Raw genomic sequence first — 19,867 nt, forward strand, 5'->3', positions numbered from 1 at the left:
GCAATAATAACAATCAGTCAACCCAATTACATATAAGTCCACAGCACCAGTGAATGCCTTAATGGCAAGGGGAGGAGATCGTGAACGGATCTTATGCGCTTATGGGGTCAAGTGCCATTATTCGCCATGTTCAGCATCTTGTGTATAAGGTTGCAGAGAGCAATTCTTCAATTTTAATCACGGGTGAACCAGGCACTGGCAAAGACGCAATTGCCAAGATCATTCATGAAAGGTCCCAGCGCAATAAGTTCCCTTTTGTGCCGATTAAGTGCGCAACAGGGAACGAAGAGTTTCTCGAAATTGAACTTTTTGGTTATGAAGCGGGCTATCTCCCGCAAAATGCGCAGGCGCGTGAAGGACATTTCCGCCAAGCGGAAGGGGGAGTTTTATATTTAGATGAAGTCAGTAAATTAAGCGACAAGCTGCAATTAGCATTATTTCGCGTGATCAATGATGGAGTTATTCGCAGTCTTGGAGGAAAAGCGGATATTCCAATTAATATTAGAGTTATATGTTCAACTTCAGTGGATTTAGAGCAATTAGTCAGAAGAGGTCTATTCCGTGAAGACCTCTTTTATAAATTATCAGCAACTTCGATTTATTTGCCTCCTATTCGTGAAAGAAGAGAAGATATTCCAATTTTAGCGGAATATTTTGTGCAAAAATTCAATCAATTAAAAACGAAGAAAATTGTGGGTATTTCCCATGACGCTATGAATGCTCTTTTGCAGAATGTTTGGACTCATAATATTCAGGAATTAGAAAATTTAATTGAACGTATTGTTGTCTTAAAAAATTCTGGGAGTATTGAAATCAGTGATCTGCCACCGCGATTGAGGAATTTAGTTACAGATAATATTGATGCCTTTTATGATAGAACTCATCAACCTGTAATGAATCAAAATAATATTATTCCGCAAAATAGTAATGTTTATCACAATACAAGCTCAACTCATATTTCACAATTTGCAAAAATAGGGTCACAAAACTCAGCAGTTCCTCCTTATGCTCAGTCGCAAAGAGAAAATGCAATATTAAATAATCATAACACTCACTATAATAGAAATAATCAAATTAATAATCAAACAAATAATAATTATTCGCAAGTTTCTCAGCAACAAAATAACTATAATCAAAATTATTCACAACCGCAAAATAATTTACAAAATAATAATCCACCGATCACCCGTAATTCAATGTTTGATGATATACCGAGTGAAATAGATCAATTTATTAAAAAAGAAATTGATCTAGGATCTGGAATTGACTTCTATCGTGTGGTTGAAGAATTTGAAAATAGATTGATTTCTGAGGCTCTCAGAAGGACAAATCATAATAAAAACCGCGCTGCACAATTGTTATCGATGAATCGAACGACTTTGGTTGAAAAACTTAAGAAACGGGCAACATCTTCTCCTATCAAATCTGAAACAGGTCGGGTTAAAAGAAATTCAGCTTTCACTATTTTTGATGGTCTTGGAAATGACAATCCTGATTTTGATACAATAGATTTTGTTAATTTAGGAACTGAGGATGGAGTGTGAAATCATTTTTCATTGAAATGTAAGGACTTTCTTTTCAGATAATAACTTCCATTTTTGAGATAAAAATAATTAGTAAAAATAAAACCGAAAAATCAATTGATTTTTCGGTTTCTTTCTTCAAATAGATTTTGAATATCTTGGTCAGCATCTGATAGACGAATCACGGATTTATCTGTAGAAACACTCACGCTATTTCTAGAAAAATCGACAAATAATGAAGTTAAATCGGGAAAAAACACTTCTGCTTCAGGAACATTGTCATTGGTCACAACAAAACCAGTCGATATGCGCAATCTATTTTCAGGGATTGGCTCTAATAATGACATCCCGTCTATTTTAGCGGCGGGTTTTTCAATATCCATAAGTTGCAATATGGTTGCGAATATATCAGATTGCGCCACTGGTGCATTTTCTTTGCTTTTAATTACTTCTCGATAATTATTTGGTGGGATGACAAAGAAAGCATTGTGTATAATGTTCGCATTGTAACCTTGATTAAAGGTAACAGTAGATTCATCATCGTTTTGATCTTTTTCTGCAAACATTTGTTTTATTTTACTTGCCCAGTCTGAAAAAATAGAATTATTTTCATCCGCATTTTTTACCGATGCGATTGCTGGATTTTTGTCATTACTTTTTTGATCTTCAGTTGTTTCTGAAAGCTTTTTATCCTCAGCAATTTCACCTTCAGATGTTTTGTTATCTTGGGCAAGAGCAACATTTTGGCCATGATCTGTTGTGTAAAAAATCCAAATATTAGGATCTTTTTTGCGTGCTGCATCTATTAAACGCTTTAAATAAACATCGGAATATACAATGGTATTATCATAGGCATTAGTTCCATTTGGACTATTTTCAGGAAAGAATTTTTTATATTCCTTTTCCGAGTGAATATTATAAGGATAATGACTTCCATCCATGTGTGCAATCAGCAAAAAGGGAGGGCGCATTTCTTGCAGATGGGGGAGAATGCTCTTATCAAGAACTTTCATATCATCCGCCCCCTTTGATACCCGCACACTCGTGCTAAAATCAGAGCCAGAACGGTAATAATCAGCAATGCCGTTGCCAGAAAGTTGATCAAAATTCTTCCAGCGCAGATCTTGAGCGCTGATAAATGCCGTGTCGTAATTACGTGCTTTCGCATATTCGAAAATATTTGGGGAAGCATAAATTGTCCCAAAAGGATCGATATTTTGTTTGCCCACAAGCATATAGGGAACAGAAATAAGTGTGTGAGGCCCTATGCTCACAGCATTTTGAAAGGGAAAAAGAATGCCATCATCGCGCAACTGGTCGAGATTCGGAGTGGTCTTGCGTGTGTATCCATATAAACTCATATGATTTTTTGCAACGGATTCACCAACAATCCATAAGATATTAGGTAATTTTTTTTCAGTGGGAGAGAGTGAAATTATCGGTTTGTCTTGTTTTAGTTTTTTAAAATACAGCGAACGACCCGTTTCTGGTAGAGCAGCATAAACTGAAACTAGGGCATTTTGAAAATCTAAAATAAGGTACCAACTCACTCCACAAAGAATAACGATAGGTACATAAAGAACAAAATAAAGTACCATCTTTGTTCTACGAAATTCTAATTTCTTTTTCTTAGGTAAAAATAAACAAATGATTAAAATAGAGAATAGAAAAAATAAGAAAAGTTTTATAAAATTGATATTTTCTAAGCCAAGTTGGCTAGTCATAAGGGGATTGCTAAAGAAAAAGCGAATGCCGTATGCACTTAAAGGAGCATTATAAAAAGCATAATGAGCTGTCTGAATACCAAGAGGAACAATTACTAATAAACTTCCCAGTAATTTTGCAAAGAATTTACCTTTAAATAGAAGATCTATAAATAATACAAATAAGATAAGAGCAATAATACTTAAGAAGTAGTTTGCAATGTATCGTGCCCCAAGTATATCGTGGATAAAATTAAGGGGTTTTTTAATGATAAAAATATCATAAAGAATAAAAATAGATACTATCAGTGAAATTCTTTTAAACGAACTCATTCTCGTAATTTTATGGGAAAGGATTGAAATCATTTTAAAGTCCTAAAAAAATACACAGAAACATAAAGAACAATTTATAATAAAACAAAAAACCGTATCTTCAAATCGAGAAGATACGGTTTTTCAAAACCCGTTTAAATGGATTCTTTAGCGAGCATCGCTGCCTTGGCCATAGCTAAGTATAGCCATAGTACGAGCACGTTTAACAGCAACTGTGAGTGCACGTTGTTGTTGTGCGCTGGCACCGCTGATGCGACGTGGAACGATTTTACCGTGTTCAGTTACGAAACGGCGAAGAAGTTGGGTGTCTTTGTAGTCAAAAGTGATTTGTGGATCGAGCGTTCTTTTTGGTCTGGAATAACGACGCTTTTTCTTACCTGTGGATACTGCCATGGTAAAACTCCTAATGAAGTTTGTTAAATAATATGCAGGCAGCAGCGTTGGGCTATTGTGCCAACGCAGCAACTCAACAAAACATGAGACCTCAAATAAGCACAGCTCAGCATGTGCGTCAAGTTAAAAGAGAGTTTGTTCGTGAGAGAGAAGGCGTTCTTTCAGTTTTTTGGCTGAATTTTGCTGTTTGGCAAGGATTTTTAGCAGATTAAGGTTTTGTTCCCCCGTATCTACTCCTGCGTGTTCCGTGGCAAAATCTTTAAGAGTATAAACAATTTCAAGAGCTTGGCGTGGAGAAATGCTATCGACATCAAGGGCTAAAAGAGCTTTGGCAATCAGAGCTTGTTTAGTGGAATTTGAATTTTCTTCAAACGATTTGGTGTTATTTAAATGTTTTTCTCTAAGAGAATCGGATGTTTTTTCTTGTTTCTCAGTAAGGGGTTCCGAGAGACTCTCAATGGGGACGTTTGTCTGAGCAGGAGATGAATTCTCTAATTTTTTTAATACTTTTTCAGCTCTTACAATGATTTCTGCAGGAATTCCGGCAAGCTCAGCCACATGCAAACCATAGCTTTTGCCTGCCCCTCCTGGGGTGTATTTGCGTGAAAAAAGGATTTCTTTTTTTTCTATATTAACGTCGTATTTTACTATGTTTTCTACTACAGACATATGCATAGGTGAGATGTTTTTATGACTTTCACATACCTCTTGTAGCTCATGATAATGAGTTGAAAATAAAGCGCGTGCCTGTACTTTTTCGCTCAAGTTTTCAAGGATAGACCAAGCGATGGAAAGGCCATCAAAAGTTGAGGTTCCCCGCCCAATTTCATCCAGCAGCAACAGGCTTTGTGGGGTCGCAAAACGCAACATATTGGCTGTTTCAAGCATTTCTACCATGAAAGTCGATTGGTTTTTGAGAGCATTGTCACCCGAACCAATACGGGTAAATATGCGATCAACAAGTCCTATTTCTGCTTGACGGGCTGGGACAAAGGAACCAATCTGACAAAGAACTTGGGTTATAGCCACTTGTCGCATGATTGTGCTTTTACCGGCCATATTGGGGCCTGTGATAAGGTGTACAAGAGGATTTTCACTTGCTTCTTCGTTTTTAATTCCAAGGGTAATGTCATTGGCAATAAAAGGTTCTGCACTCATCCCTAAATGAGCCAGAATAGGGTGAGTCGATTCAATTAAATTTGTTAATTTTTTATTTGTTATTGTGGGGCGGCACCAATTGAATTGAAGAGAAAGACTTGCAAAGGTAACAGAGAGATCGATCTCTGCTACAAGCTCGGATGCCTGAACTAAATATTGAGAATATTCTAAAATCTGAGTTCTTAAAAATTCCAATAATTCTTTTTCAAGCAGAATCCTTTCATCACTTGCGTTCAATGATTTTTCTTCAAGTTCTTTGAGTTCTGGTGTGATATATCGTTCACAATTGGTTAACGTTTGTTTGCGGATAAAATGCTTAGGTGCTTGTGAAATTTTTCCTTTTGATATTTCAAAATAATAACCAAATGCTCCTGTATAACCAATCTTTAACGTATTGATTTGGGAATTTTCTTTTTCTTTTTGTTCAAGTGCATCAAGCATTTTGGAAAAATTACTTGTGAGAGCAATTGCTTCATCCAGTTTTTTTGAATAGCCCTCCTTAAAAATAATTCCACCTTTGCCTACAAGGGCTGCAGGTTCATTAGCGAGAGAATTAATAAGGAGATCTTTAAGAGGCTCTAAATTAACTAATAAATTGTTGTTCTTAAATGGATTGGTATTTAGCTTATTTAAAATATTTTCAAGTTTAGGGAGAGCAAGCAACGTTTGTCTGAGCCAAGCCATCCCCCGTGCATCTAGATTTTTCTGTGCAGCGCGTGCAAGGAGACGATCGATGTCTGCGGTGCTCCGCAGGTTTTCTATGACTTCAGTCATGGTTCCTGTATTATTTATATATTCTTGAATATTTTGATGTGCCTGTTCTATTTCTTCTAAATATTTAAATGGATAATTGAGCCTACGAAATAATTTACGGCTGCCAGCGGCCGTTGTGCATTTATTTAAAAAATGGAACAAGCTCCCTTTTTTTTCTCCACTTGCTGTATGAAAAAAATCTAAATGTTTACGTGTTCCTTCATCAATTATGAGATGAGATCTTAAGTCATAATAAGTGATTATTTGTATATTTTTTAAAACAGATTTTTGTGTTGATTTTAAATAATGTAAAATGGCGCTTACTGATTGGAGGCCGTTTGTAATGCTATTTAAGCCAAATGCATTTAAATCTTTTTCTTTAAAAAATTCGAGGAATATTTCTTTGCAATTATCTGCCGAGCGCAAAAGCCAATTTTCAATCACATTCACAGAAGTGTAGTTATTTTTTTGGATTTTTTTTACTATCTCTTTAAGTTGATTTTCGATATTTTTAGGAACAAGAATTTCGCGAGGAGAAATTGTTGCAATTTCTTGGTTTAATAAAAGTTCATTCAAGTTATGTGTTATGCGAAATTCACCTGTTGAAACGTCAACATAGGCAAGCGTAAAAGTTTTTTTATTCTCAATGACGCTTGCAAGGTAACAACCAAAAGGGGTCTCCTGTGAATTGTCATCATCTTCTAAATCGCCAGGAACTGCCGGAGTGGCAATTCGAGTGATTTCTCGCTTGACAATTCCCTTCACTTGTCGCGGATCTTCGACTTGGTCACAGACAGCAACTTTAAATCCAGCTAAAACGCATTTTTTAAGAGCATTTTTGTATCCAACAACAGGGGAGCCTGCCATGGGAACAGGGTTATCGCTCGATTTGTCTCTTGAAGTTAAGGTCAGTCCGCAAATATCAGATACGATGATGGCATCAATTCCAAAGAGTTCATAAAAATCTCCCATACGGAAAAACAATATTGCATCGGGGACTTCGTCTTTCGCTGCCCGAAATTGCTTCATCATCGGGGATTCGAGTTGGCTTAGAGAAATACCTGAAATATGTTCAGTGCTTAGTTTTTCTAGTGCAGGTTTTAAATGAGGGGGAAGCTCTTTGCCATGAGCAAGCCAATGTTTGAGAAGAGAGTCGGACGCAGGAGAATTCATTTGTTCAGTTGTCATTGCAGGAAGCCCTTTTAAGTACAAGAGTCACAGGCAACGACTATAGAATATAAAAAAAGGAGAGTAAAACTTACTCTCCTTTTTCTCTACGGGAAACACTGCGCTGATTGGAAGCGAGGATACGTTTACGAATACGAATATTCTTTGGTGTGATTTCTATCCAGTCGTCGTCTTCAACCCAGTCAAGAGCTGTTTCAAGGCTCATTTTTGTTACAGGGGAGAGTTTAGTGGAGTCATCGGAGCCAGAAGCACGCATATTTGTAAGTTTTTTCTCGCGTACGGCGTTTACATCTAGGTTCGAGTCGCGGTTGTGTTCTCCGACGATCATGCCTTCGTAAACTTCTTCACCTGCAGCAACGAATAAACGGCCGCGTTCTTCAAGTCCAGAGAGTGCATATTCTGTTGTCTTACCAGAACGGTCTGCAACAAGAGCGCCATTGACACGGGAAAGGAAGCTACCACGGTTTGTTTCCCAGCCTTCAAAGTAACTGGACATTAGTCCTTCACCTTTTGTGTCTGTAAGGAAAGTACTGCGGTAACCTAACAACCCACGGGTAGGAATGCTAAATTCAATACGTGTACGGCCATTGTTAAACGCTTGCATGTTTTCAAGGCGGCCTTTACGGATAGAAAGTTTTTCGGTCACTGCGCCGACACTTGCATCTGGCACATCGAGGACAACTCTTTCAACAGGTTCAAGAGTTTCGCCATTTTCTTTGCGTGTGATCACTTTTGGACGCGCAACCATACACTCACCACCGGCACGGCGGAGATTTTCCATAACGATGGCAACTTGCAATTCACCACGGGCTTTTAAGATGAAAACTTCAGGAGAGTCTGTATTTTCAATCTTTAATGCAACGTTGTTCATAGCTTCTTTGAGTAAAAACTCTCCAAGCTTACTACTTGTGAGGTAAGTACCTTCACGGCCTGCCATAGGTGATGTGTTTACGCTGACTTCAACTCCCACTGTGGGTGGGTCAACTTCAATGCGTGGGAGTGCTTCTGGGTTAGTTGCGTCGGCAATCGTGTCACCAATTGCTAAGTCATTTAAACCAGTTGCGACGATTGCAATGTCACCAGCTGAGACAGAATCAACGTCGATTTGCTCGAGGCCTCTGTATGCTCTTACTTTAATGATTTTAGCAGGTTGTTGTTTCCCATCTTTGTTGATAAGAACAATGCTTTGATTTGCTGTAAGAGTTCCACGCTCAACACGACCGATTGCTAAACGACCTAAGAAGTTGTTATAGCTTAAGTTATTGATTAATAATTGAGCTCCGCCTTCAAGTTGAACGCGTGGTGGTGGCACATGCTCAAGCACAGTGTCGAATAAATCTTGGAGATTTTCAGTTTTGATATCCTTTGATTTACTTGCCCAGCCATTGCGACCTGAAGCATATAAAATAGGAAAATCAAGGTGATGATCTTCTGATGAGAGTTCCAAGAAAAGATCTTGTACCATTTCAGAAACTTCATCAACGCGTGCGTCGGAACGGTCAACTTTGTTAATTACAAGGATCATGCGGAGGTTGCGTTGTAAAGCTTTTTGCAACACAAAACGTGTTTGTGGCAAAGGGCCTTCTGCTGCGTCAACAAGCAAAATAGCTCCGTCAACCATCATCAACGTACGTTCCACTTCACCACCAAAGTCAGCGTGACCAGGGGTGTCAACGATGTTAATACGAACATCTTTGTACACCATCGATGCATTTTTAGCTGCAATTGTAATTCCGCGTTCGCGTTCAAGGTCCATGCTGTCCATCACGCGTTCCGCAATGGATTGGTGAGCTGCAAATGTACCTGATTGTTGAAGAAGTTTGTCCACAAGCGTTGTTTTGCCGTGGTCAACGTGTGCAATAATTGCAATGTTACGCATATTTCCGTTAATCGTTGTCATAAAAAGCCTTTCAGAGTTTTGGATCTAAATCTATCCAAGAAAGTTTCCGTACTGTTGGTATTCACATTTTTAAAAAAAAGCAAATCAAATCAATACAACTTATCATAAAGTTCAAGGGTTTCTTGAGCCATATTTGACCAAGTGTATTTCTGAGCCAGTTTCAATCCATTTTTGACTCGAATATGAATGACTTCGTTATTTTCACTGAGGGCTTCTTTGATACCTCGTTGCAGGTCAGGAATGCTTTCTGGGTTCACATACGTGGCCGTGTCTTGCATAATTTCGGGTAATGAAGTTGTGTGGCTGACAACAACGGGGACTCCGCAGGCGGCCGCTTCGAGAGGCGGGAGACCAAATCCTTCATAAAGAGAGGGAAAAATAAATGCAGAACTCAAAGCATAAAGAAGGGGAAAATCTTCTTCTTGTACATATTTTAAAAAGTAAATTTTGTTTTTTTTGTTAAATCGTTTTGCCAGCTCAATATTTTTTTCATTCGAATCGGATAAAATAACCAATGGGAGATCGAAACCTCCTAAACAATAAGCTTCTGTGAGTTTTTCCAAGTTTTTATGTGGTTTTTGATTTCCACTGGCAAAGATATATTTATCTGGTAAATTATATTTTGTTAAAAATTCTTTTATTCTTTCCTGGCAAAATTCATTTCGTTGTTTAAAATTATTGTACACACCGTTGTAAATAACTTTAATTTTCTCGTCAGATATTTGAAAATATTTTATAATTTCTTGTTTTGAAAAATCGGAGACTGTCACAATATATTTAGCTTTGCTGAGTCTTCTTTTTAAAAAGAAATTATAATAGAGTTTTTGTTTTAGTGTATAGTTTTTTGCTAAAGCGACGTGATTCATATCATGAATTGTAGCAATGAGTGCAGTGTTACCTATCAGAGGAACGATAAAATGAGGAGCATGGAAAAAATTTGGCCGATATTTTAAAGTGTAAAAAAACATTTCCAATTGCCCAAAAATATTATAAAGACCAGATCTTAATTTTATAAGTTTAAAATTACTCGGAAGCTTGAGTTTATAAAAAGGTGAGTTTTTATTAACAAGTAGGTAAAAGTCAATTTCATTATTATTCTTATGAATTAAATTATAAATAAGTTCACGGGTGTGACGCGCAATGCCATGCTCGATCCCTTCAACAACAACACGAGTGTCGATCATAATTCGTTTTTTAAATGAATTCATTTATTTTCCCCATGCTTCAAAATTATTTTAAAGCACTCTCTTTTTAATAAAGTAACACTTTAAATATTCAGAAGAATCTGGAGTTGCCAAACGCGTGTGACACGGGGACTGCTCTCCCTTATGGAGGAGCACCCAGTTTTGAGCACTCAGACCAAGCGATACACTTTCTAAAAAGTCTTGGTCTTCGATATGACGGCTGCAACTGCATACAACTAAGATACCATTTTCGTTTAGTAAATTATGAGCAAGCCGGGTCATTTTTGTATACGCTCTTTTTGCTTCTGCTACATTTTTTTTCGCTTTGGCAAATGCAGGTGGATCGGCAATGATAAGGTCAAATTTTTGTGTTGATTTATTTAGATTTTGCAAGTGTTCGAACATATCTCCATGTAAGGTGCGTATAAGTGGAGCGTGTAAAGCATTTTGTTCGACGTTTTTTTGTGCAAGTTGCAATGCCCAAGCGTCTTGATCGATCAAGGTGAGGTCAGTGACCCCTGCTTGTGCAGCAATGGCACTCCAAGCTCCTGCATAGCTACAAATGTCTAAACTTTTTTTAATATTATAAGATTTGAGGAGTTCTGCAAGATATTTTAAGTTATTTCTTTGGTCTAAAAATAAACCTGTTTTTTGTGCTTTGTTTAAGGAAAAATTCATGGTTAAATGCGCAAAAAAGCAGCTAATATCGAAGGAAGAATCGATTTTTGGCTTTTCAATCCAACGGGTTCTCTCGGGCAGTTGTTCGAGTTTACGAATTTGTCCTGTGCTTCTTTCAAAAATAGGCAAATCACTCACTCTCTTTAATGCTTCAACCACATATGGAACTAAAAAATCACCAACGGCAGCAGAGCTTTGTAGCACGAGAACAGATTTATAATCATCAATAGCTAAAGCAGGGAGACCATCGTTGTCACCATGAGAAAGTCTGTAAGCTTCTTTGTTTGCAAATGTGAAAGTATTTTTTTCATTTTGTAGCTTTTTTATATATACTGAGAGTTGTTCAATAAAAGCTTCAGAAGATATGCTATTGTTTTCTACTTTATCCATAATACAATCAGGTAACAAGCGGATAGAGATTAAACTCGTTTTATTATAAATACCTATTTTTTTTGTGCCTTTGAGTGTAACTAAAGATATTTTTTCGGGATTGAGTAATTTGTCATCTAAATGTTTAACCTGATTACTAAAAATCCATGGACTTTTAAAATATTTATACTTAGTGTCAATGATATCAATTTCTAAGATCTGAAACAAAATAGAGACTCCTTTGTCAGTTTATATTTCAAATGAACTATAATGTTTTCAAATGAAAATAAAGATATAAGCTTGTTTAACTTTTTTTGTAAAATATTTGAATCCAATTTACCATTGTTGTAATACATTCTCAGCTTTCCAAAATGAGTAAAGAAAGCGTACTTCTTTTTTTTGAGGTGCCATATGCATAAAGTGATACAAAATGTATCTCAGTTAACTTGTTCCCTAGATTCTGTTCCCGCAATGCCTCTTGCAAATAAAGTCATGATGGTCGATCCCGCTTTTTTCAATGTCGACACTCCGATCAATGCGCATATGGTAAAAGAAGATGGTTCATTGCATAAACTTGATAAAAATAAAGCTCAAGCGCAATGGCAAAATTTGAAAAATGCATATGAACAAATTGGTTTTAATGTGTTTGTAGTTGAACCTGTTAAAGAACTTCCAGATATGGTTTTTTGCGCAAATCAAAGTTTTCCTTATGTTGATGCCTGCGGAAATCCACATGCTGTGCTTTCGAATATGTTTAACGATCGCCGCAACCAAGAAGTATCCTTTATCAATTCTTTTTTATGTCAGCATCATTATCAAACTCATCGTATTGCTTCACGGACGGATGGGTTTTTCTTTGAGTCAATGGGTGATGCTCTGTGGATTCCTGGAAAACGATTTATTTTGGGAGGCTACGGATTTCGTACAGATAAAAGAATTTATGATATTTTAAGTCAAACGGCTCAAGCTCCGATCGCTATTTTTGAACTGACTCATCCCAAGTTTTATCATTTGGACACATGTTTGAGTGTTTTAAACGCAAACACTGCCCTAGCTTGTAAAGAGGCTTTTACGGATGAGGGATGGGAACTGCTTGCACGCATATTCAGCCAAATTATAGAAGTTCCATTGTTAGAAGCTGATTCCCCTGGTTTTGCATGTAACGCACATTGTCCAAATGGTAAGCATGTGATTATCCAGTCAGGTTGTATTGAGACAGAAAAACTGATTAGAGACAAAGGTTTTATTCCTGTTGCAGTCGATACATCCGAATTTATAAAGTCCGGTGGTTCTGTATTTTGTATGAAATTGATGTTTTTTTAAATTTATATAAAAGTTTCTATTCAAATATCTTTGGGACTAAAGGAATCGATTGCATAAGGCATTTTATTTTATTCTTTTAAGAATGCCTATTCTTGCAGTCCCGTTTTTTCTGTCATAGCGTATAGCTTGTGTGTTTGGGATTTCTCTCAAACGAATCCTATCAGTGATTGTCATTCAAAATTTTTTCGATTCTTCTTTTTTTGGAGAGTTTCATAGATGACTCAAAAATTATCAAATCAGCTTCTTGTAGCTTTTTATAAAGAAATGCTACTCGGCCGTCGCCTTGAAGAGCGCATCGGACAGCTTTATGTTCAACAAAAATTTAGTGGATTTTGTCACCTTTATATAGGTCAAGAAGCTGTTTCGACCGGCTGCTTAAATGCCATTCGCAAGGGTCAAGATTATGTCATAACTGGCTATCGAGATCACGTTGCTCCTGTGGTCTTAGGTATGGATCCAGGTGTTATGATTGCTGAACTTCTTGGCAAAGTCACAGGATGTGCTCGTGGAAAAGGCGGATCCATGCACATGTTCTCTGAAAAACTTCGGTTTATGGGTGGACATGGCATTGTGGGTGGACAAGTTCCTCTCGCAGCAGGAGCAGGCTGGAAAATCAAATACAACAAGGAAGATCTTGTTTCTCTTTGCTTTTTAGGCGATGCCGCTTCGAACCAAGGCCAGTTCCATGAAGCACTTAACATGGCAGCTATTTGGGATCTTCCTTGCATATTTATTATCGAAAATAATAAATATGGCATGGGAACAGCTATTTCTCGCACATGTTCATTGACGAATCTTTCTGACAGAGCGAAAGCTTACAATATGCGGCAAGCTGTTGTTGATGGCAGAAATGTCGTGAACACATATAACCAAATGAAAGAAATTGTCGAAGAAACCCGTAAAACCTCAAAGCCAATTCTCGTTGAGATTCAAACCTATCGTTTCAGAGGCCACTCTGTGTCTGACCCAGGCAATTACCGTACAAAGGAAGAAGTTGAAAAAGAACGCGCACGGGATTGTCTTGTCTTGCTCAAGGAAACTATGCTTGCACAAAAAGCTGCAAAAGAAGACGACTTTGAAAAATTTGAAGAAGAAATTGCAGATAAAGTAGATGCGGCTGTTGCCTTTGCAGAAGATTCACCAGAACCAGAACTCGACGAACTTTATAAACATGTTCTTGTTTAATAACTAGAATTTGAGGTTTTAAAAACATGGCTATTTTAACTTTAAGAGAAGCGCTCAATCAAGCAATGAGCGAAGAAATGGAACGTGATCCTAGTGTATTCCTGATGGGCGAAGAAGTTGCTGAATATGATGGAGCTTATAAAGTTTCTAAAGGAATGCTTGCTAAATTTGGTCCTATGCGTGTCGTTGACTCCCCTATTTCCGAAGCTGGTTTTGCTGGTTTGGGCGTGGGCGCAGCTATGTGTGGACTTCGTCCGATTATCGAAATGATGACTTGGAATTTTGCAATCCAAGCTTTCGATCAAATTATCAATCACGCAGCAAAAATGCTCTACATGAGCGGCGGACAATATAAAGTTCCGATGGTTATCCGTGGACCACACGGTGCAGCACACATGTTATCTGCTCAGCACAGTCAATGTGTAGACCATATGCTCGTAAACTGTCCTGGTCTCAAAATTATCAGTACAATCGACCCTGCTGACGCAAAAGGTCTCATGAAATCCGCTATTCGTGATGACAACACAGTTCTCTTTTTAGAAAGCGAAATGCTCTATGGCCGCTCAGGTGAAGTTCCTGATGGCGAACATATTGTGCCCATTGGTGTCGGTGTGGTGAAACGTCCAGGATCCGATGTGACTTTAGTTGCTTGGAATAAAATGGTACTTTTAGCACAAGATGTAGCGACTGAGCTTGAAAAAGAAGGTATCAGCGTCGAAATTATCGATCCTCGTACCCTTATGCCTCTCGATGAAGAAATTATTTTCAATTCCGTTCGTAAAACAAATCGTCTCGTTGTGCTTGAAGAGGGTTGGGGAGTTGCATCTTTTGGCTGCCACATCGTCGATCGCGTTGTGAAAGAATGCTTTGATGACCTCGATGCTCCGCCAGAAAGAGTGACAAATCTTTTTGTACCAATGCCTTATAATGAACGCCTCGAACACGAAGTTATGCCAACTGCAGAAAGAACCATTGCTGCAATTAAGGCTGTTTTATATAAATAAAGATATTTTTTTGGAGACATCATTATGGCTACAGTAATGGAAATGCCAAAACTTTCTGACACTATGTCTGAAGGCTCTGTGGCGCGTTGGTTAAAAAAAGAGGGCGATAAAGTAACGGCGGGTATCCCTGTTATCGAGATCGACACAGACAAAGCAACGATGGAATATGAAAGTCCAGCTGGTGGAATTTTGCTCAAAATTCTCGTGGGCGATGGACAAAAATGTCCATTGCAAGCTCCCATTGCTGTCATTGGTAAAGCCGATGAAAAATGGGAAGAGGCTCTTGAAAAATACAACGCTAAAAAAGGTGGAGCTCAATCTGCGAGCAAAGCTGAAGCTCCAAAAGCAGCTGCACAACAAACTGCCGCTCCAAAAGCACCAGCAGCAAGTGCTTCTGTCTCCCAAACAGAAGTCAAAGCAAGTCCGCTTGCGAAAAAAATCGCAGCCGACAAAGGGATTGATCTCAAATCCATTCAAGGAAGTGGCCCAAATGGCCGCATAGTGCAAAGAGATTTAGCTCAGACTTCTTCTTCTGCTGCAATGCCTTCTGCGCATGGTATAGCCGCTGGTGCTGTGGTCAAAATTCCACACACCAATATGCGTAAAACCATTGCTCGTCGTTTAGCAGAAAGCGTAAACACAGCTCCGCATTTTTATCTTTCCATCAGTTTGAATATGACAAATCTATTGGCGTGGAGAAAATCCATCGTCGCTAAATTGCCTGACGAGCAAAAGTTTAGCGTTAACGACCTTGCTATTTTCTTAACTGCGCGTGCACTCAAACGGCATCCAGAAGTGAATTCCTCTTGGCAAGACGATTGCGTTCTTCAGTACGGCGACGTGCATATGAGCGTAGCGGTCGCTTTACCAAATGGGCTTATGACTCCAGTGGTAAGACATGCCGATAAGCTTACAGTCGTGCAAATTGCTCAAGAGACAAAACGTCTCGTTAAAATAGCAAAAGATGGGAAACTTCAGCCAAATGATTATGCAGGTGGAACATTTTCTGTTAGTAATTTAGGGATGACTGGAATTGAAGAGTTCACTGCAATAATCAATCCTCCTCAAGCCGCAATTCTAGCAATTGGTTCGACAATTCCAACTCCGGTTGTGCTTGCAAACGGTACAGTTGGAGTAGAACAAAGAATGAAAGTGACTTTGAGTTGTGATCACAGAGTTATTGACGGAGCTGTTGGAGCTGAATTTTTAAAGACTTTAAAACAGTACTTTGAAGATCCTGCGACAGCGCTATTTCTAGGTTAAAAATAAGATTTTTTTAAACTAAAATGACAGAACTCAAATCAGTTGTGGACAACTGGTGAAGGGCTTCTGTTTTTTTTTTCATGTTGGGAAACATTATCAATGAGTAAAGAAACAAAAGTAGAGATGATCCGTTTAAATGTAATGTTACAAGAATTGGGCGCTGCCTCCAGACGAAAAGCAGATGAACTTATTGAATCTGGAAAAGTAAAAGTTAATGGTAAAATTGTTAAAAAGCTTGGGGTTAAAGTAGAAAGTAATTCCTCTATTACAGTTGATGGCAAATTATTAAAAAATGCCCCACCCAAAGTAACATATATTTTAAATAAACCTTTTATGACTATCACGAGTCGAAAAGATGAAAAAGAAAGACCCACAATATTCGATCTCCCCGATCTGAAAAAAATATCCGCAAATGTGCAATCCGTTGGTCGCTTGGATTACCGCAGTGAAGGTTTGATCGTTTTGACCAATGATGGTGATCTAGCACTCGCATTGTCGCATCCGAAGTATTCTGTGGAAAAAACTTATGCGGTTTTATTGTCATCACCGGTAAATATTGAAGATGCTGAAAAATTGAAAAAAGGTGTAGAACTTGATGATGGTCCTGCGAAAGCTATTTCTGTCAAAATAGGTAATAAAGAGCCTTTAGGTAACAGCGTTGGTCAGTGGCTTGAGTTGGTTGTAACTGAGGGCCGCAACCGTTTGGTCAGACGTATGATGGAGGCTTTAGGACTCAGCGTTGTGCGACTTGTGCGTGTTGCAATTGGCGATCTTCGCTTGCCTGGAAAACTCGAACCTGGAAAAATGCGGCCTGTGACCGAACAGGAAAGCAAATATTTAAGCGATATTAAACTCGAGATGTTGAGTGAAAATAAAAAGAATAAAAAACCCGCAGTGAATTTACCAAAAGAAATTCTCGATGCCCGTAAATTAAAACGTAAAATGAAATTAAACGATGCCGATTATGCGCGCGAAGCAGAACGGCGTGATATGCGCTCATCTCAAGTTATTCGAGCTCGTAAAATAAAAGAAAATGAGCAAAAAAATGAAAAGCGAAATTCTTGGCACAATGAAGAAAAAGTATCTTCCAATAAAGAAACAGAAAGAAAACATTATCAGAAGGATCATTCTAAACAGAATGAGCACGTAAGCGATAAATACAAGCATAATTCTGAGAATAAACACTCACGCAATAGCGCGCCCAATCAAAAGGAAGAGCAGAATAAAAGGGCGAACGATAAACGCGCTTATGTTAAACGCTCCGATGATAAACGTGCACAAGAAAGACATTCTCGCGACAAAAACTCTCACGATAAACAGAGAAATGATACAGCAAAAAAAAGATTTGGACGTGTAATTGAAAATGAGGAGAAAAAAACTATAACTAAGAAGTCTAATTCTAAAAAAAGGGAGTCTGAATGAATATTGAATTATATTGGATTTATTTTTTAATCGGAATTATTTTTATTATTTTAGAAGTTTTTTCTTTAACATTTTATCTTTTACCGATTGGCTTAGCTGCGCTTATAACGGGCATTTTTGCAATAATTTCTGAGAATATTTATATACATGGCTGCGTTTTTGTATTATCAAGTATTCTGTTGTTATTTTTTATTTCCAAATGGCGTAAATCTCGTTTTTTAAAACCAAAAGACTCGCATTTTCAAGTTGGTTTGGTAGGACAGATTGGAATTATCGTTGAAGAGTTTCAATCCCCTCAGAACACAGGTAAAGTAAAAATCTTTTCTGATGTTTGGGAAATACATTGGGATTCTCAACACGAAAAAATAATTGCAGAATTAAAAATGGGTGAGCGTGTTAAGGTTACATCTGTTCTTGGTAACAAAGTTATTGTAGAAAAAGCGAAAACTTAATATTAAAATAGGGGTTCAATAATGGTCGAAATTTTCGTATTATTAGCAATTGTAATTCTCGTTATTTTTATTTTCTCAAAATATGTTATAGTTATTAGGCAACAAGAGTGCATTATCGTTGAGCGATTGGGTAAATTTCACGCTGTGCTAAACTCCGGCCTCAATGTCCTTATTCCATTTGTCGATCAATCCCGCACGATTCTATGGAGCCGCAATGGCATGATCACAAATGTCGATCGAATTGATATGCGTGAAGTTGTGATCGATATTCCTGCACAACAGGTGATAACAAAAGACAACGTTGGTATTAATGTCGACGCCATTATTTATGTGCAAATCACCGACGTAAAACGTGCAGCTTACGAAATTCAAGCACTCCCGATCGCAGTTGCACAACTCACCCAAACGACTCTCAGAAGTTTGGTAGGCGAAATGGATCTCGATCACACCTTGAGCAGTCGAGATGTTATCAACTCTCGTTTAAAAATAGTTCTCGACGAAGCGACCGACAAATGGGGACTAAAAGTCAATCGGGTTGAACTTAAAAATGTCACCCCCCCACCTGAAGTGCAAAATGCAATGGAAAAGCAAATGCAAGCCGAGCGTGAAAGACGTGCCAATGTCCTCACTGCAGAAGGCTCTAAGCAAAGCCAAATCTTGAATGCAGAAGGTGAAAAACGAGCGCGTATCGAACATTCTGAAGGTGAAAAACAAGAAAAGATCAACCAAGCTTTAGGAGATCAAGAGGCGACCGTTGCCCGTGCATTAGGACAGGCAAAAGCAATCGAATCTGTAGCTGCCGCTCAAGCTAAGTCCATCCAATTGATTAAAGATGCCTTTGGTGGACCTGAAGTTGCTGCAAACTATTTAGTTGCCATGGAATACCTCAAACGTTTTGGTGAAATGACTCAGAAGAATACAGACAAAGTCTTTATTCCATATGAAGCCACTGCGGTTTTATCTTCTTTGGGTTCCATCGGAGACATTATGAAAAAGGTAACAGGGGACGAGAATCTGAAATTGCCTAAACATAAATAATTTTATATTTTAAAATGTTAATTTTAAAATTTTTATATTTTCATCACATATATTATTATTAATTCATCTCATTCATAAATCTCTGTTGCAATTACCATACAAGTGAATACAAATTCTTCCTCTACCAGATTTTAAACTTTATGAATGAAAGCTGGGGTGTTGATTGTAAAAGGAATTTTTGATAAATTGACTTTATATCAAGCTCTAAGAGAAAAGTACAAAAATTTGTATCAAGTTATATTGATTTAAATCTAAGTAGAAGAAAGGATTTTCAATGCTATTAAAAAAATTAATTGGAATCAAAAGTTTTTATTTATTTAGTTTATTATCTATTTCTTTTTCTGCAAATGCTTTTACTATTCATGGTTTGGGCGGAAGATGTCTCGATGTGCTAGGTTATTTAACTGCAAATAATGCTCCTGTACAAATCTATGATTGTCATGGAGATATAAACCAAAATTGGGAAATAAATAATGGCCAAATTGTTGGGATAGGTGGAAAATGCTTAGATGCACTTTATGGGAATTCTGCAACGGGAACGTTGGTCGTAACGTCTGATTGCAGAGGAATTGCGAGTCAAAAATGGGTTTTAAAAGATGGAAATATCATTGGAATTGGTGGAAAATGTTTGGAAGTATTGGGTGGATTTAATATCAAAAGCACTCCTGTTGTCTTAGGTGAATGTCACGGTGGAGCAAATCAAAAATGGTGGTTTCAATAATTTATTCTTTGTTGAAGTATTAATAAATGAATATTCTAACTGATACCTACTCAATAGCAATTTATTAAGGTATTGCTAGACTATAATAATCTTAATGAATTCCAAGCATATATGAGTGACGTCCTCCTCCCACTTCTGTGAGAGGAGGACGTGTGCGCCGTGCAAAGGGCGATAGGTTTGGTGGTGTAAGTCCACACAACGAAGGAATAACGTAACCACGTTGTAGCGAACATTGAGTGTAATTTAGTGATGAATTGCACTAAGCGTATGGAGCGAA

15 protein-coding genes are annotated in these 19,867 nt (G+C 37.8%); 9 read left to right on the plus strand and 6 right to left on the minus strand.

Annotation, left to right across the window (positions count from 1 at the left end):
• Positions 1-80: 80 nt before the first annotated feature.
• Positions 81-1,544, plus strand: coding sequence for a sigma 54-interacting transcriptional regulator (locus tag H7355_RS06710; protein ID WP_186645950.1), 1,464 nt, complete (start codon positions 81-83; stop codon positions 1,542-1,544).
• A 92-nt stretch (positions 1,545-1,636) separates the two neighbouring features.
• Here H7355_RS06710 and H7355_RS06715 read toward each other — a convergent pair whose 3' ends face one another.
• The 6 genes from H7355_RS06715 to H7355_RS06740 form a co-directional block, all read right to left on the minus strand.
• Positions 1,637-3,592: a sulfatase-like hydrolase/transferase gene (locus H7355_RS06715; RefSeq protein WP_186645951.1), complete on the minus strand. Its 1,956-nt coding sequence runs from the start codon at positions 3,590-3,592 to the stop codon at positions 1,637-1,639.
• A 114-nt stretch (positions 3,593-3,706) separates the two neighbouring features.
• Positions 3,707-3,952 carry a 30S ribosomal protein S18 gene (gene rpsR / locus H7355_RS06720; protein WP_130607207.1) on the minus strand — a complete coding sequence of 82 codons (246 nt, stop codon included), beginning with the start codon at positions 3,950-3,952 and terminating at the stop codon, positions 3,707-3,709.
• A 123-nt stretch (positions 3,953-4,075) separates the two neighbouring features.
• Positions 4,076-7,051 carry a DNA mismatch repair protein MutS gene (mutS, locus tag H7355_RS06725; RefSeq protein WP_186645952.1) on the minus strand — a complete coding sequence of 992 codons (2,976 nt, stop codon included), beginning with the start codon at positions 7,049-7,051 and terminating at the stop codon, positions 4,076-4,078.
• Between the two features lie 70 nt (positions 7,052-7,121).
• Entirely contained in the window at positions 7,122-8,951 is a 1,830-nt protein-coding gene (gene typA / locus H7355_RS06730; RefSeq protein WP_186645953.1) for a translational GTPase TypA, read from the minus strand.
• A gap of 89 nt (positions 8,952-9,040) precedes the next feature.
• A complete protein-coding gene (locus H7355_RS06735; protein ID WP_186645954.1) occupies positions 9,041-10,159 on the minus strand; it encodes a glycosyltransferase family 4 protein in 1,119 nt (372 codons plus the stop codon).
• A gap of 27 nt (positions 10,160-10,186) precedes the next feature.
• Complete coding sequence (locus H7355_RS06740) at positions 10,187-11,410, minus strand: class I SAM-dependent rRNA methyltransferase (RefSeq protein ID WP_186645955.1); 1,224 nt, start codon at positions 11,408-11,410, stop codon at positions 10,187-10,189.
• Positions 11,411-11,593: 183 nt separating this feature from the next.
• Here H7355_RS06740 and H7355_RS06745 point away from each other — a divergent pair, with 183 nt between their 5' ends.
• From H7355_RS06745 to H7355_RS06780, 8 genes are all read left to right on the plus strand, one after another.
• Positions 11,594-12,505 carry a dimethylarginine dimethylaminohydrolase family protein gene (locus tag H7355_RS06745; protein WP_186645956.1) on the plus strand — a complete coding sequence of 304 codons (912 nt, stop codon included), beginning with the start codon at positions 11,594-11,596 and terminating at the stop codon, positions 12,503-12,505.
• Positions 12,506-12,721: 216 nt separating this feature from the next.
• Positions 12,722-13,690: a pyruvate dehydrogenase (acetyl-transferring) E1 component subunit alpha gene (gene pdhA, locus H7355_RS06750; RefSeq protein ID WP_186645957.1), complete on the plus strand. Its 969-nt coding sequence runs from the start codon at positions 12,722-12,724 to the stop codon at positions 13,688-13,690.
• Between the two features lie 26 nt (positions 13,691-13,716).
• A complete protein-coding gene (locus H7355_RS06755; protein ID WP_130607221.1) occupies positions 13,717-14,694 on the plus strand; it encodes a pyruvate dehydrogenase complex E1 component subunit beta in 978 nt (325 codons plus the stop codon).
• Positions 14,695-14,718: 24 nt separating this feature from the next.
• Positions 14,719-15,957, plus strand: coding sequence for a dihydrolipoamide acetyltransferase family protein (locus H7355_RS06760; RefSeq protein WP_186645958.1), 1,239 nt, complete (start codon positions 14,719-14,721; stop codon positions 15,955-15,957).
• Between the two features lie 99 nt (positions 15,958-16,056).
• A complete protein-coding gene (locus tag H7355_RS06765) occupies positions 16,057-17,379 on the plus strand; it encodes a pseudouridine synthase (protein WP_186645959.1) in 1,323 nt (440 codons plus the stop codon).
• Positions 17,376-17,831, plus strand: coding sequence for an NfeD family protein (locus H7355_RS06770; protein ID WP_186645960.1), 456 nt, complete (start codon positions 17,376-17,378; stop codon positions 17,829-17,831). The genes H7355_RS06765 and H7355_RS06770 overlap by 4 nt, the downstream gene beginning before the upstream one ends.
• A gap of 21 nt (positions 17,832-17,852) precedes the next feature.
• Positions 17,853-18,869, plus strand: coding sequence for an SPFH domain-containing protein (locus H7355_RS06775; protein WP_186645961.1), 1,017 nt, complete (start codon positions 17,853-17,855; stop codon positions 18,867-18,869).
• 274 nt (positions 18,870-19,143) lie between these two features.
• Positions 19,144-19,590 carry a ricin-type beta-trefoil lectin domain protein gene (locus H7355_RS06780; RefSeq protein WP_186645962.1) on the plus strand — a complete coding sequence of 149 codons (447 nt, stop codon included), beginning with the start codon at positions 19,144-19,146 and terminating at the stop codon, positions 19,588-19,590.
• Positions 19,591-19,867: the final 277 nt, after the last annotated feature.

The organism is Fluviispira vulneris, from assembly GCF_014281055.1.
GTDB classification, from domain to species: Bacteria; Bdellovibrionota_B; Oligoflexia; order Silvanigrellales; family Silvanigrellaceae; genus Silvanigrella; species Silvanigrella vulneris.

Coding starts and splice junctions, on each gene's coding strand:
- H7355_RS06765 (WP_186645959.1), top strand. CDS start 16,057: ATGAGTAAAGAAACAAAAGTAGAGATGATCCGTTTAAATGTAATGTTA.
- H7355_RS06760 (WP_186645958.1), top strand. CDS start 14,719: ATGGCTACAGTAATGGAAATGCCAAAACTTTCTGACACTATGTCTGAA.
- H7355_RS06775 (WP_186645961.1), top strand. CDS start 17,853: ATGGTCGAAATTTTCGTATTATTAGCAATTGTAATTCTCGTTATTTTT.
- rpsR (WP_130607207.1), bottom strand. CDS start 3,952: ATGGCAGTATCCACAGGTAAGAAAAAGCGTCGTTATTCCAGACCAAAA.
- H7355_RS06770 (WP_186645960.1), top strand. CDS start 17,376: ATGAATATTGAATTATATTGGATTTATTTTTTAATCGGAATTATTTTT.
- H7355_RS06745 (WP_186645956.1), top strand. CDS start 11,594: ATGCATAAAGTGATACAAAATGTATCTCAGTTAACTTGTTCCCTAGAT.
- H7355_RS06735 (WP_186645954.1), bottom strand. CDS start 10,159: ATGAATTCATTTAAAAAACGAATTATGATCGACACTCGTGTTGTTGTT.
- mutS (WP_186645952.1), bottom strand. CDS start 7,051: ATGACAACTGAACAAATGAATTCTCCTGCGTCCGACTCTCTTCTCAAA.
- pdhA (WP_186645957.1), top strand. CDS start 12,722: ATGACTCAAAAATTATCAAATCAGCTTCTTGTAGCTTTTTATAAAGAA.
- H7355_RS06780 (WP_186645962.1), top strand. CDS start 19,144: ATGCTATTAAAAAAATTAATTGGAATCAAAAGTTTTTATTTATTTAGT.
- H7355_RS06715 (WP_186645951.1), bottom strand. CDS start 3,592: ATGATTTCAATCCTTTCCCATAAAATTACGAGAATGAGTTCGTTTAAA.
- H7355_RS06755 (WP_130607221.1), top strand. CDS start 13,717: ATGGCTATTTTAACTTTAAGAGAAGCGCTCAATCAAGCAATGAGCGAA.
- typA (WP_186645953.1), bottom strand. CDS start 8,951: ATGACAACGATTAACGGAAATATGCGTAACATTGCAATTATTGCACAC.